The organism is Pseudomonas koreensis (assembly GCF_036668835.1).
GTDB lineage: Bacteria > Pseudomonadota > Gammaproteobacteria > Pseudomonadales > Pseudomonadaceae > Aquipseudomonas > Aquipseudomonas koreensis_I.
In genome coordinates this window covers 268,154-281,481 of sequence record NZ_JAZEVW010000004.1, presented here as the reverse complement: position 1 = coordinate 281,481, position 13,328 = coordinate 268,154, and the positions used below count along the sequence as shown (strand labels likewise).

Sequence of the window (13,328 nt, the reverse complement as noted above, 5' to 3'; positions counted from 1 at the left end):
AAATCTTCCGGCATTTCAGCCTTTCGAATGTATAGACGAGTAGTAAAACTACAGAGGAATGGCTCGTGGCCTCCAACTGCGTTGTGAGAATAATCGTTAAGGTTGGTCTTTTGCCATCCGAAAAAGGTGAAACTTTGATATTCGCTGCCAACGACAATGAATTTTCAGCTATTTCTAACTTTTGTTCGACATTCCGGCGCGTAGCGGCTTTTCGCCAAACACTACAAGCGGCCGTTTACACGCCGATCAAGGATAGACCATGACCCTGCCCGTGCTTGCCGAACTGCCCGCCATTCTCCTGCCGTTGGTCAATCGATCCGAGCAGTCGTTCCGTACGGCCGTCGCCGCGCTGGATGACGATCACGGTCTGGCGAACTGGACGCCCGAGCGCTGGGCGCAGTTCGCCCGCGTCACCGCTGCCAGCGAGTTTGTTATTGAACAGAGCGTTCGTGACCCTTTGATGTTGCTGTCGCTGGTGCAGTCCGGCGAACTCGACCGGGCATTTGCGCCGGGAGAACTGTGCATGCAAATTGCTGCCGCAGTAAATGCCGCGCAGAGCGAAGATGAGCTCGGCCGCGCGCTGCGCCGTCAGCGCGCCCGGCAGCAGGTGCGGATCATCTGGCGTGACCTCACCCGCCAAGCCGATCTGGTCCAGACCTGTCGCGACCTCTCGGACATGGCCGACGCCACGATCGATCAAGCCTATCAATGGCTGTACAGCCGTCATTGCGAACAGTTCGGTACGCCGACCGGGCGTCGCAGCGGTCTGCCGCAACAAATGGTCATTCTCGGCATGGGCAAGCTCGGCGCCGTCGAGTTGAACCTGTCTTCGGACATCGACTTGATTTTCGCCTACCCCGAGGGCGGCGAGACCGTTGGGGTGAAGCGCTCGCTGGATAATCAGGAATTCTTCATCCGTCTCGGCCAGCGCCTGATCAAGGCGCTCGACCCGATGACCGTCGACGGCTTCGTCTTCCGTGTCGACATGCGCCTGCGTCCGTACGGTTCCTCCGGCGCGCTGGTGCTGAGCTTCAACGCCCTGGAGCAGTATTACCAGGACCAGGGCCGCGACTGGGAGCGCTACGCGATGATCAAGGCGCGGGTGGTGGCCGGCGATCAGGCGGCGGGTGCGCAATTGCTCGATATGCTGCGGCCGTTCGTTTACCGGCGCTATCTGGACTTCTCGGCGATCGAAGCACTGCGCACCATGAAGCAGTTGATCCAGCAGGAAGTGCGGCGCAAGGGCATGGCCGACAACATCAAGCTGGGCGCCGGTGGCATTCGCGAGGTCGAGTTCATCGCCCAGGCCTTTCAGTTGATCCACGGCGGGCGCGACCTGAGCCTGCAACAGCGTCCTCTATTAAAGGTATTGAGCACGCTGGAAGGGCAGGGCTATCTTCCGCCGGCAGTGATCACCGAGTTACGCGAAGGCTACGAATTCCTCCGTTACACCGAACATGCCATTCAGGCGATCGCCGACCGCCAGACCCAAATGCTCCCGGACGGCGCACAGGATCAGGCGCGCATTGCCTTCATGCTCGGTTTCGCCGATTGGGACGCTTTCCACGAGAAACTGATGTTCTGGCGCGGCCGTGTGGCCTGGCACTTCGCTCAGGTGATCGCCGATCCCGACGAGGAAGAGGGCGCTGAAAACGAAGTGGTGGTGGGCGGCGAATGGCTGCCACTGTGGGAAGAAGCGCAGGACGAGGAAGCGGCCTGCCGTCAGTTGCAGGAGGCCGGTTTTGCCGATGCGAGCAAAGCCCTGAAAGCACTGGCCGGTTTGCGCGGCAGTCCGCAATTGCGCGCCATGCAGCGCTTGGGTCGAGAGCGACTCGATGCGTTCATTCCGCGTCTGCTCGCACAGGCGGTGGAGCATGACAATCCGGATCTGGTGCTTGAACGGGTGCTGCCGTTGGTTGAGGCGGTGGCTCGGCGTTCGGCTTATCTGGTGCTGCTGACCGAGAACCCCGGTGCCCTGCGGCGTTTGTTGACGCTGTGCGCGGCGAGCCCATGGATCGCCGAACAGATCACCCGCTTCCCGCTGCTGCTCGACGAGCTGCTGAATGAGGGTCGCCTGTTCAAGCCACCTTTGGCGCCGGAGCTGGCCGCCGAGTTGCGCGAACGGCTGACGCGGATTCCCGAAGACGACCTCGAACAGCAGATGGAAGCGTTGCGCCATTTCAAACTGGCGCACCGTTTGCGCGTCGCCGCCTCGGAAATTGCCGGCAGCCTGCCGTTGATGAAGGTCAGCGATTACCTGACCTGGCTGGCCGAGGCGATTCTCGAACAAGTGCTGGCCCTGGCCTGGCGCCAGACGGTGGCCAAATACGGCACACCGCTGCGCACCGACGGTACTTTGTGCGACCCCGGCTTCATTATTGTCGGTTACGGCAAGGTCGGCGGTCTGGAGCTGGGGCATGGTTCGGATCTGGATCTGGTGTTCGTTCACGACGGCGATCCGCAGGCGGAAACCGACGGGCCGAAGTCGATCGATGGTGCGCAATTCTTTACGCGGCTGGGGCAGCGGATCATTCACCTGCTGACGGCGCAGACCAACTCGGGCCAGCTCTATGAGGTCGACATGCGGCTGCGGCCGTCCGGTGCGGCGGGGCTGCTGGTCAGCTCGCTCGGCGCTTTCGCGCGCTATCAGGAAAACGAAGCCTGGACCTGGGAGCATCAGGCGTTGGTGCGGGCGCGGGTGCTGGTCGGTAGTCAGGATGTCGGTCAGGCGTTCGAGAAAGTCCGTGCGCAGGTATTGGGCAAGGCCCGCGATCTGACGAAGTTGCAGCAGGAAGTCAGCGAGATGCGCGCGAAGATGCGCGACAACCTAGGTACCAAAAGCACCGTCGCCGGCACGGCGGCCAATGCTTTCGAGGCTGCGGCGCCCTTCGACCTCAAGCAGGACGCCGGAGGTATCGTCGATATTGAATTTATGGTGCAATACGCGGCTCTGGCGTGGTCGCAAAGCCACCCGCCACTGCTGCGCTGGACCGATAACATCCGCATTCTGGAAGAACTGGAACACGCAGGGCTGATGCCTGCCGAAGATGCCAGCCTGCTGCGCGAGGCCTACAAAGCCTACCGCTCGGCCGCGCACCGGCAGGCCCTGCAGAAGGACGCCGGGGTGATCCCGGGCGACCAGTTTGCCGAAGAGCGCCGGCAGGTCATGCGAATCTGGAAAGAGATGGGGCTAAGCTGAAAGCGGTTTGTGCAGCACCCAATACCCTGTGGGAGCGAGCTTGCTCGCGAAGGCGGAGTGTCAGACGACACCGATGTCGGATGTGATGGCCCCTTCGCGAGCAAGCTCGCTCCCACAGTAATCTGCGCTGAAATGCAGATGTTGAAACAGATGCATAACCCTGTGGGAGCGGGCTTGCCCGCGATAGCGGAGTATCAGACGACAATAATGTTGGATGTGAAGACCCCATCGCGAGCAGGCTCGCTCCCACAGAAGATCTACAGTGTTTGTAGAATTCTCGAGGCGGGGAGGCGTAATTGCCTCCCCGGTTCGTTTTTGGAAAGCACATGAATATTTTGATCGTTGGGCCCAGTTGGGTCGGTGACATGGTGATGGCGCAGACCCTGTTTCAGTGTCTCAAACAGCGCCACCCGCAATGCGAGATCGACGTACTGGCGCCCGAGTGGAGCCGGCCGATCCTTGAGCGCATGCCCGAAGTGCGCAAGGCCTTGAGCTTCCCGCTCGGCCATGGCGCGCTGGAACTGGCGACGCGTCGGCGCATCGGCAAATCCCTCGCCGGGCAGTACGATCAGGCGATCCTGTTGCCCAATTCGTTGAAGTCGGCGCTGGTGCCGTTTTTTGCCGGCATTCCCAAGCGCACCGGCTGGCGTGGCGAGTTCCGTTATGGCCTGCTCAACGATGTGCGCACGCTGGATAAAGAACGTTATCCGCTGATGATCGAGCGCTTCATGGCCCTGGCCTACGAGCCGAACGCTGAACTGCCGAAACCCTATCCGCGCCCGAGCCTGCAAATCGATCCGCAGACCCGCGAAGCGGCGCTGGCGAAGTTTGGCCTGAGCCTCGACCGCCCGGTGTTGGCCCTGTGCCCCGGCGCCGAGTTCGGTGAATCCAAGCGCTGGCCGTCCGAGCACTACGCCAAGGTCGCCGAAGCGAGCATTCGCGAAGGCTGGCAGGTGTGGCTGTTCGGCTCGAAAAACGATCACGCGGTCGGCGAAGACATCCGTGCGCGTTTGATCCCGGGCCTGCGTGAGGAATCTGTCAACCTCAGTGGTGGTACTTCGCTGGCCGAGGCCATCGACCTGCTGTCGTGCGCCGACTCAGTGGTGTCCAACGACTCCGGCCTGATGCACGTCGCCGCCGCGTTGAACCGCCCGCTGGTCGCCGTCTACGGTTCGACTTCGCCGGGCTTCACCCCGCCGCTGGCCGAGCAGGTCGAAGTCGTGCGTCTGGGCATCGAATGCAGTCCGTGCTTCGACCGTACGTGCCGGTTCGGCCATTACAACTGCCTGCGCCAATTGATGCCGGACGCCGTCAACGACGCCTTGCACAAGTTGCATGGCTCCGTGGTCGAGGTTCATTAAGTTGCGGGTACTGTTGATCAAGACTTCATCGCTGGGCGACGTGATTCATGCGTTGCCGGCGCTGACCGACGCGGCCCGGGCGATTCCCGGGATCAAGTTCGACTGGGTGGTGGAAGAAGGCTTCGCCGAGATTCCGACCTGGCACCCGGCGGTCGGCAAAGTGATCCCGGTGGCGATCCGCCGCTGGCGCAAGAATCTGTGGAAAACCCTCAGCAGCGGCGAGTGGAAGCGCTTCAAGCAAAGCGTGCGCGCCAACAAGTACGACCTGGTGATCGATGCTCAGGGCCTGCTGAAAAGTGCCTGGCTGACCCGCTACGTCAAAGCCCCGGTGGCCGGCCTCGATAAAACCTCGGCCCGCGAGCCGTTGGCGGCGCGTTTCTATGATCGCAAACTGGCCGTGGCGCGTGGGCAGCACGCCGTCGAGCGGGTGCGGCAACTGTTCGCCATCGCGCTGGGCTATGACTTGCCTAAAGGCCTGGGCGATTACGGCCTCAACGTCGAGCGCCTGGTCGAGCTGCCGCGCAAGAACGCCTTCGTGGTGTTCCTGCATGGCACCACCTGGGACACCAAGCACTGGCCGGAAATCTACTGGCGCGAGCTGACCGAACGGGTCGGCTACCTTGGCGTCAGCGTGAAGCTGCCGTGGGGCAATGAGCAGGAAAAGGCTCGGGCCGAAAGGATTGCCGCTGGCTTCAAGCATGCCGAAGTGTTGCCAAAGCTGAATCTGGCCGGCGTCGGCAAGGTTCTCGCTGGCGCGCAAGCCTGCGTCGCAGTGGACACCGGCCTCGGTCATCTGGCCGCGGCGCTGGACGTGCCGACCATCTCGCTGTTCGGCCCGACCAATCCGGGTCTGACCGGAGCCTACGGCAAGCTGCAGATTCACCTGGCCAGCGACTTTCCATGCGCGCCGTGCATGCAAAAGAAATGTACTTATCAACCGACCGCGCAGGATGCCCGTCAGTTTGACCTCAAGCGTGAACAGCCGCTGTGCTTCACGCGTGTAAACCCCGAGCGTGTCGCCAGCCGACTGAGCACGTTGTTAATGGCTGAGGAGCTGCGCTGATGCAATTGGCATTCGTCCTGTACAAATATTTCCCGTTCGGTGGCTTGCAGCGCGACTTCATGCGCATTGCCCTCGAATGCCAGCAGCGCGGCCATCAGATCCGCGTCTACACGCTGATCTGGGAAGGCGACGTGCCGCCGGGTTTCGAGGTGCTGGTGGCGCCAGTGAAGGCAGTGTTCAACCATCGTCGCAACGAAAAACTCAGTGCGTGGATGGCAGCGGATCTGGCCAGGCGTCCGGTCGACCGGCTGATCGGCTTCAACAAGATGCCGGGCCTCGACGTTTATTACGCGGCCGACGGCTGCTTCGAAGACAAGGCGCAGAACTTGCGTAATTCGCTGTACCGCCGCTGGGGTCGTTACCGCCACTTCGCCGAGTACGAGCGCGCCGTGTTTGCGAAAGATGCGAAAACCGAAGTGCTGATGATTTCCGAAGTGCAGCAGCCGCTGTTCATCAAGCATTACGACACCCCGCTCGAACGCTTCCATCTGCTGCCGCCGGGCATTGCCCAGGATCGTCGACGCCCGGCGAATGCCGATGAAATTCGTGCCGGTTTCCGTGCTGAATTCAATCTCGGGGACGACGAGCTGCTGCTGGTGCAGATCGGCTCCGGGTTCAAGACCAAAGGCGTCGATCGCAGCCTCAAGGCCCTCGCCGCGCTGCCCGCCGAACTGAAGAAACGCACCCGGCTGTTTGTAATCGGCCAGGATGACCCCAAGTTATTCCAGATGCAGAGCGCGACGTTGGGCCTGGGCGACAACGTGACGTTTCTCAAGGGCCGCAGCGATATCCCGCGGTTCCTGCTCGGCGCCGATCTGTTGATCCACCCGGCGTACAACGAAAACACCGGCACCGTGCTGCTTGAAGCGCTGGTCGCCGGCCTGCCGGTACTGGTCAGTGCGGTCTGCGGTTACGCCCATTACATTGCCGAGGCCGACGCCGGGCGAGTACTGGACGAACCGTTCGAGCAGGCGCAGTTGACGCAATACCTGACTGGCATGTTGAGTGACGACGCTGCACGGGCGGCCTGGAGCCGCAATGGTCTGGCCTTCGCCGAGACGGCCGACCTCTACAGCATGCCGCAGCACGCGGCCGATGTGATTCTGGCGGAGCACGCTTAATGAAGTTGATGCTGGCTGAACCGTTCAAAAGCCTTTGGGCCGGACGTGATCCGTTCGCCGAAGTCGAAGGCTTGCAGGGCGAGGTCTACCGCGAGCTGGAAGCACGCCGGACACTGCGCACGGAAGTCGACGGCCACGGATTTTTCGTGAAGATCCACCGTGGCATCGGCTGGGGCGAAATCTTCAAGAACCTGCTGACCGCCAAGCTGCCGGTACTCGGCGCGGGCCAGGAATGGCAGGCGATTCAACGTCTGCAGGAAGTCGGCGTACCGACCATGACCGCTGTCGCCTATGGCGAAAAGGGCAGCAACCCGGCGGATCAGCATTCGTTCATTGTTACCGAAGAGTTGGCGCCGACCATCAGCCTGGAAGACTTCAGCATCGACTGGGTCAAGCAACCGCCCGAGCCAAAGCTCAAGCGCGCATTGATTGCCGAGGTCGCACGCATGACCGGCATGATGCACCGTGCCGGCGTCAATCACCGCGATTGCTACATCTGTCACTTCCTGCTGCACACCGATAAACCGGTCACGCCGGAAGATTTCAAGCTGTCGGTGATCGACCTGCACCGCGCCCAGACCCGCACGGCGATTACCCAGCGCTGGCGCAACAAGGATCTGGCGGCGCTGTATTTCTCCGCGCTGGACATCGGCCTGACCCGCCGCGACAAGCTGCGTTTCCTCAAAGGCTATTTCCAGCAACCGCTGCGGCAGGTCCTCGCTGAGGAAGCAGCGTTGCTCAGCTGGCTGCAAGGCAAGGCCGACAAGCTCTACGCGCGCAAACAGCGCTACGGGGATGCGCTCTGATGGCGGGGTGGATTCTGGAGCCCGCCTACAGCGATCTCGCCGAAGATTTCGGCAGCCTTGAAGCGGTGTTTGCCCTGCAAGGCGAGCGTCTGACCCGTGACCCGTTGTCCGAGGTGATTCGCGTGCAGCGCAACGGCGTCAATTACTACGTCAAACGCTACGTCGGCGCCGGTAAAGGCTTGCGCCGTTACCTCGGCAAGCCGCGGGTGAAGATGGAGTGGCAGAACCTCAAGCGCTTCGCCAAGTGGGGCATTCCCACTGCCGAAGTGGTCGCCTGGGGCCTGGAACGACGCGGTGCAGCGTACGATCGCGGCGCGATGATCACTCGCGAACTGCCGCATACCGAAGACCTTTCGGCGCTTGCCGAACGCAAGGATCCGAAACTCAAGGATCGCGCCTGGGTCGATGGCGTCAGTCGGCAACTGGCCGGTTATACCCGGACAATGCACGATCACCGTTTTACCCATAACGATCTGAAATGGCGCAACCTGTTGATCGACGATCAGGCGCACATCTTCCTGATCGACTGCCCCAATGGCGAGTTCTGGCGCGGCTTCTGGCTCAAGTATCGGATCACCAAGGATCTGGCCTGTCTCGACAAGCTCGCCAAATATCACCTGTCTAACACCCAGCGCCTGCGCTTTTACAAGCAGTATCGCCAGTGCGATCGGCTTGATAGCGCCGACAAGAAGCGGATTCGGCACGTGGTGAGATTTTTCGAGGGACGTGAATGAATGATTTTCTGGCCGACGATGACCGCGCACTGCTGGCGCGCCATGGCCTGGACACTTTTGATGCGCTGTGGGCAAAAGAGCTTGAGGCGGTCGACGAACCCAACACCGCCGGCGGAGGCTGGAGCAGTGTGTTTCGTCTGAATCTGGAGGGGCAGGGGTATTACCTCAAGCGCCAGAGCAACTATCTGACGCGCACGTTGCATGCGCCGTTCGGCGAGCCCAGTTTTGCCCGCGAGTTTCGCAACATCAGCCGCTATCGCAAGCTCGGCATACCGGCGCTGCAAGCGGCGTTCTTCGGTGAGCGCAAGGTCAACGGTGAAGTTCGCGCCATTCTGCTGACCCGCGCGCTGGAAGGCTGGAGCGATCTGGATTCGCTGCTGCAACGCTGGGCGCAACTCGACCGAGCGCAGCAGTCGGCGATCCTGCGTGCCTGCGGGCTGCTGGCGCAGCGCCTGCATGGTGTGCGTCAGGTGCACGGTTGTTTTTATCCCAAGCATATTTTCTTGCGGGCCGTGGGTGACGGGTACCAGGCGCAATTGATCGATCTGGAAAAGACCCGGCCGTTGCTGTTCGGCCAGCGCGATCGCATCAAGGATCTGGAGCCGCTGCAGCGCCGTGCGCCGCAGTGGACCGAGGCGCAACTGCGCGAGTTGCTGGCGGCATATCTGGATCAGCCTGGCGATAGCTCGCTGGTCGACAGCTGGCTCGCCCGGCTGACCGCGCGTCGCACGCACAAGGAGACGCGCTGATGCGATTGTCCGAACTTGCCGATATCGGGCGTACCCCGGCGCTTCCGCTGACGGTAACGCTGGCCGATGCCGCCGGCAGCGCCGACTTGCAACTGTTGAGTCTGCTGCGGGTATTGCCGGGGCAGCGTTATGTGGGCGCCGGCGTCTGGCGCGGCCGTCCGGTGCTGGCCAAGCTGCTGGTTGGCAGCAAGGCCGCGCGGCATTTTCAGCGTGAGCTGCAAGGCGTGCGTCTGCTGGCTGAGCAAGGCATGACCACACCGCTGCTGCTGGCCGATGGGCTGACCAGTGGCGAGGGCGGCTGGCTGCTGTTCGAGTTTCTTGAAAACGCCGAAAGCCTTGGCGAGGCCTGGGCGCAAGTCGAATCCCTGCCGGCGCTGGCCGACGAGCAGTCCGCGGTGCTGGCCGAGGCGCTGGGCGCGATTGGCCAATTGCACGGCAAAGGCCTCTGGCAGGAAGACCTGCACCTGGACAATCTGCTGCGCCATGGCGGCCAGTTGTACTTGATCGACGGCGCCGGTATTCGCGCGCAAACCGCGGGGCAGCCGTTATCGCGGCAAAAGGTCCTGGAAAATCTCGGGGTGTTTTTCGCCCAGTTGCCCAAGGCGCTGGAACCGTTCACCGAAGAGTTGCTGGTGTATTACCTGCTGAGCAACAGCGAGCACGCATTGCCGCTGGAAGCCTTGCAAAAACAGATCGACAAAGTGCGCCGTTGGCGACTGAAGGACTTCCTGCTCAAGGTCGGCCGCGAATGTACGCTGTTCAGCGTACGGCGCGGCGCATTCGGCCTGCGGGCGATCCGCCGCGAAGAAGAAGCGGCGATGGTGCCGGTGCTGGAACAGGCCGATGCATTGCTTGATCAGGGGCATCTCTACAAGACCGGCGGCGCTGCGAGCGTCGGCAAGGTTCAGGTGGGCGAGCGTACGCTGGTGATCAAGCGCTATAACATCAAGGGGTTCGCGCACTGGCTCAAGCGCTTCTGGCGGCCGAGCCGTGCGTGGCACTCATGGCGCGAAGGCAATCGCCTGGCGTTTCTCGGGATCGCCACACCCAAACCACTGGCCGTGCTGGAGAAGCGCTTCCTGTGGCTGCGCGGTCGCGCCTGTCTGGTGACCGAGTTCCTGCCAGGACCGGACATCATTGAGCGCTTTGCGCCCTATGTCGAAAGTGGGGACGCGCCCGAGGCGGAGCTGCAGGCACTGGAACTGCTGTTCGCGCAATTGATCAGCGAGCGCATCAGTCACGGTGATTTCAAGGGCCACAACGTGTTCTGGCAGGAGGATCGCTGGGCATTGATCGATCTGGACTCGATGTGCCAGCACGGCTCTGTCGGCAGTTTCGCGCAGGCTTACGTCCGTGACCGTGCGCGATTCATGCGTAACTGGCCGCAAGGCAGTGCGTTGTATCGGGTCATTGACCAGCGGTTACCGAATGAGGTGGCCGATTCATCCTCGGCCAATCGCACAGGGTAATTCCCCTCTCGTTTACGCTATAATCCCGCGCTTTAGCTGTCTCTCGCCTGTGCGGAGATACATCAATTTTTCAAGGCGCATCGCGCCTGTACGCAGACTAAAGAGGCTAGACCCCTGTGGCATTGACGATTCTTGGCCTGTCCGGCGCCCTTAGCCATGACCCTTCAGCAGCCTTGTACATCGACGGCAAGCTGGTGGCGGCGGCTGAGGAAGAGCGCTTCGTACGCGATAAGCATGCAAAGAACCGCATGCCCTACGAGTCGGCGAAGTTCTGCCTGGAACAGGCCGGCATCAAGCCCTCCGATGTTGACGTGGTCGCGATCCCGTTTGCCCCGATCAGCCTCTTCGGCAAGGCCCGCTGGCACTACGCCAAGCGCTACTGGTACGCACCGGATCGCGCCCTCGATGCGATCCTGATGGGCAACCGCCGCTACAAGCGCTATCGCAACAAGATCGTCTGGTGCCTTGAGCAACTGGGTTTCGATCCGAAAAAGATCAAGATCGAGCCGGTCGAACATCACCTGGCCCACGCCTCCAGCGCTTACCACTGCTCCGGCTTCAAGGAAAAAACCGCAATCCTCGGGATCGACGGCAAGGGCGAGTACGCCACGACCTTCTTCGGCTATGGCGAAAACGGCAAGATCCACAAGATCAAGGAATTCTTCGATCCGGATTCCCTCGGCGGTCTGTACGGGGCAATCACCGAGTTCCTCGGCTTCGAAATGCTCGACGGCGAGTTCAAGGTCATGGGCATGGCGCCCTACGGTGATGCCAGCAAGTACGACTTTTCACGTCTGGCCTCGTTCGAGAACGGCGAGCTGGTGATCAACACCGACTACGCGAACGTGATCGGCCTGCGTCGCTACAAGGAGAAGGGCAAAGGCTTCTACTTCTCGCCAAAGCTGATCGAATGGCTTGGCCCCAAGCGCGAAGGGGATATCGCTGACGAGCCTTACATCCACTACGCCGCGAGCATGCAAGCGCTGTTCGAGAAGCTGGCGTTGCAGATGATCGACCACTATCTGGGCGATGTACTCAAGGAAACCGGCAAGCTGGCGTTCGCCGGTGGCTGTGCATTGAACGTCAAGCTGAACCAGAAAATCATCGCCCGCGACGACATCAAGGAATTGTTCGTGCAGCCTGCGTCCGGCGATGCCGGCACCGCAGTGGGCGCCGCCGCCTACGTGTCGCACGCTCGTGGCGTACCGGTGGAGAAGATGGAACACGTCTATCTCGGTCCGTCCTACAGCAACGAAGACGTGATCGCCGCGTGCGCCCGTCACGCCAACAAGCCGGCCTGGCGCAAGCTCGACAACATGCCGGAGCAGATCGCTAAAATCATGGTCGACGGCAACCCGGTCGCCTGGTTTCAGGGGCGCATGGAGTTCGGCCCGCGTGCCTTGGGCGGTCGTTCGATCATCGGTTGCCCGAGCGTCGCCGGCGTGGCTGACCGGATCAACCATCAGATCAAGTTCCGCGAGCGCTGGAGGCCTTTCTGCCCGTCGATGCTCGACACCGTTGCGCCGCAGATGATCAAGATCGATCACCCTGCACCGTTCATGACGTTCACCTTCGAAGTCGCGGAAGAGTGGAAAACCCGTGTACCGGAAGTCGTCCACGAAGACGGGACTTCTCGCGCCCAGGTACTCAAGCGTGAATACAACCCACGCTACTACGACATGATGAAGGCGCTGGAAAACCTCACCGGCAACGGTGTATCGCTGAACACCTCGCTCAATCGTCGTGGCGAGCCGATGATCTGTTCGCCAACCGATGCGCTGAACATGTTTTTCGGTTCGGATCTGGAATACCTGATCATGGAAGATATTCTGGTCGTGAAAGAGGGTGTGAAAGGATACGAACTTGACTGAAACACTGATCAGCGTCGTCATTCCGGTCTACAACTACGCGCGAACTCTCTCACGTGCAGTGGAGTCGGTGTTGGCGCAGCTGGACGAGGCGAAGGCGGATCTACTGGTCATTGACGACGGGTCGACGGACGACACGCCTCAGGTTGTCGAACAGCTCTTGCTCAAGCATGGCGGGCGCTTTCGTGCGCTGCGCAAAACCAATGGTGGACTGTCCTCGGTGCGCAATCTTGGCATCGAGGAAACCACCGGGCAGTTTCTGGTTTTTCTCGATTCCGATGACGAGATGGCGCCCGGCGCATTGGCGGCGCTGTCGCAACACATCGCGGGTAACCCGCAGAGCCTGATGGTGATCGGGTCGCATTGGTCGGTGTTCGCTGATGGCAAGCGCAGCTTGCAGGCCGCCAGGCCACTGCCGGCGGAACCGCGACAGCGGTTGCAGGGTTACTTGCTGGACAAGACCGTATCCATTTCAAATGGCGCGTGCGCGATGCATCGCAGCGTTTTCGGCCCGGGCAACTATCCTGAACATCTGCGCAACGTTGAAGACTTGCCGGTATTTGCCCAGGTTCTGGCGCGTTTTCCCTGCAGTGTCGTGAACGAACCGTTGGCGCTCATTTACAAGCACGCCGACAGCATGCGCCATGATTTGCGCCAGAGCCTTGCGGCCGGCACCGATCAGGTGGTCAACGAAGTGTTTTCCCGCCGGCGCATGCCTGAACAAATGCAGGATTTGCGTCAGGCATTTCTGGCACAGCGTTGTCTGTCATTGTTTCGCGATTGCTACTCGCACGGCAAATACCAATTGGCCAAGGACTTCTATGTAAAGGCCTTGCGTGCTGACTGGCGCACGATCAAGCGCTGGTCCTACGCGCGCAAGGCATTGCGATCATTATTTCGGTAATTCGCAGGGAAGAGTGTGTACCTGATTATGGATGAGGTGGCTGGGTGAGGGTTG

Annotated in this window: 10 protein-coding genes; all 10 read left to right on the top strand. The window is 61.2% G+C overall.

What is annotated here, in order from left to right:
- The first annotated feature begins 259 nt into the window (after positions 1-259).
- The 10 genes from glnE to V6F91_RS13955 all read left to right on the top strand — a co-directional run bounded on the left by glnE (position 260) and on the right by V6F91_RS13955 (position 13,274).
- Positions 260-3,199, top strand: coding sequence for a bifunctional [glutamate--ammonia ligase]-adenylyl-L-tyrosine phosphorylase/[glutamate--ammonia-ligase] adenylyltransferase (glnE, locus tag V6F91_RS14000; protein WP_332765343.1), 2,940 nt, complete (start codon positions 260-262; stop codon positions 3,197-3,199).
- 326 nt (positions 3,200-3,525) lie between these two features.
- The gene (waaF, locus tag V6F91_RS13995) at positions 3,526-4,560 is read left to right on the top strand and encodes a lipopolysaccharide heptosyltransferase II (protein ID WP_332765341.1); all 1,035 of its coding nucleotides are present in this window, start codon (positions 3,526-3,528) and stop codon (positions 4,558-4,560) included.
- 1 nt (position 4,561) lies between these two features.
- A complete protein-coding gene (gene waaC, locus V6F91_RS13990) occupies positions 4,562-5,623 on the top strand; it encodes a lipopolysaccharide heptosyltransferase I (protein WP_332765339.1) in 1,062 nt (353 codons plus the stop codon).
- Positions 5,623-6,744 (top strand): glycosyltransferase family 4 protein, encoded by a 1,122-nt coding sequence (locus tag V6F91_RS13985; RefSeq protein ID WP_332765337.1) that lies wholly within the window; start codon positions 5,623-5,625, stop codon positions 6,742-6,744. The genes waaC and V6F91_RS13985 overlap by 1 nt, the downstream gene beginning before the upstream one ends.
- Complete coding sequence (gene rfaP / locus V6F91_RS13980; protein WP_332765335.1) at positions 6,744-7,550, top strand: lipopolysaccharide core heptose(I) kinase RfaP; 807 nt, start codon at positions 6,744-6,746, stop codon at positions 7,548-7,550. The genes V6F91_RS13985 and rfaP overlap by 1 nt, the downstream gene beginning before the upstream one ends.
- Positions 7,550-8,284, top strand: coding sequence for a lipopolysaccharide kinase InaA family protein (locus V6F91_RS13975; protein WP_203420461.1), 735 nt, complete (start codon positions 7,550-7,552; stop codon positions 8,282-8,284). The genes rfaP and V6F91_RS13975 overlap by 1 nt, the downstream gene beginning before the upstream one ends.
- On the top strand, positions 8,281-9,033 hold the full coding sequence (locus V6F91_RS13970) for a lipopolysaccharide kinase InaA family protein (RefSeq protein WP_332765331.1): 753 nt from the start codon (positions 8,281-8,283) through the stop codon (positions 9,031-9,033). The genes V6F91_RS13975 and V6F91_RS13970 overlap by 4 nt, the downstream gene beginning before the upstream one ends.
- The gene (locus V6F91_RS13965) at positions 9,033-10,502 is read left to right on the top strand and encodes a lipopolysaccharide kinase InaA family protein (RefSeq protein WP_332765329.1); all 1,470 of its coding nucleotides are present in this window, start codon (positions 9,033-9,035) and stop codon (positions 10,500-10,502) included. The genes V6F91_RS13970 and V6F91_RS13965 overlap by 1 nt, the downstream gene beginning before the upstream one ends.
- A gap of 116 nt (positions 10,503-10,618) precedes the next feature.
- Entirely contained in the window at positions 10,619-12,373 is a 1,755-nt protein-coding gene (locus tag V6F91_RS13960; RefSeq protein ID WP_332765327.1) for a carbamoyltransferase, read from the top strand.
- The gene (locus tag V6F91_RS13955; protein ID WP_332765325.1) at positions 12,366-13,274 is read left to right on the top strand and encodes a glycosyltransferase family A protein; all 909 of its coding nucleotides are present in this window, start codon (positions 12,366-12,368) and stop codon (positions 13,272-13,274) included. The genes V6F91_RS13960 and V6F91_RS13955 overlap by 8 nt, the downstream gene beginning before the upstream one ends.
- Positions 13,275-13,328: the final 54 nt, after the last annotated feature.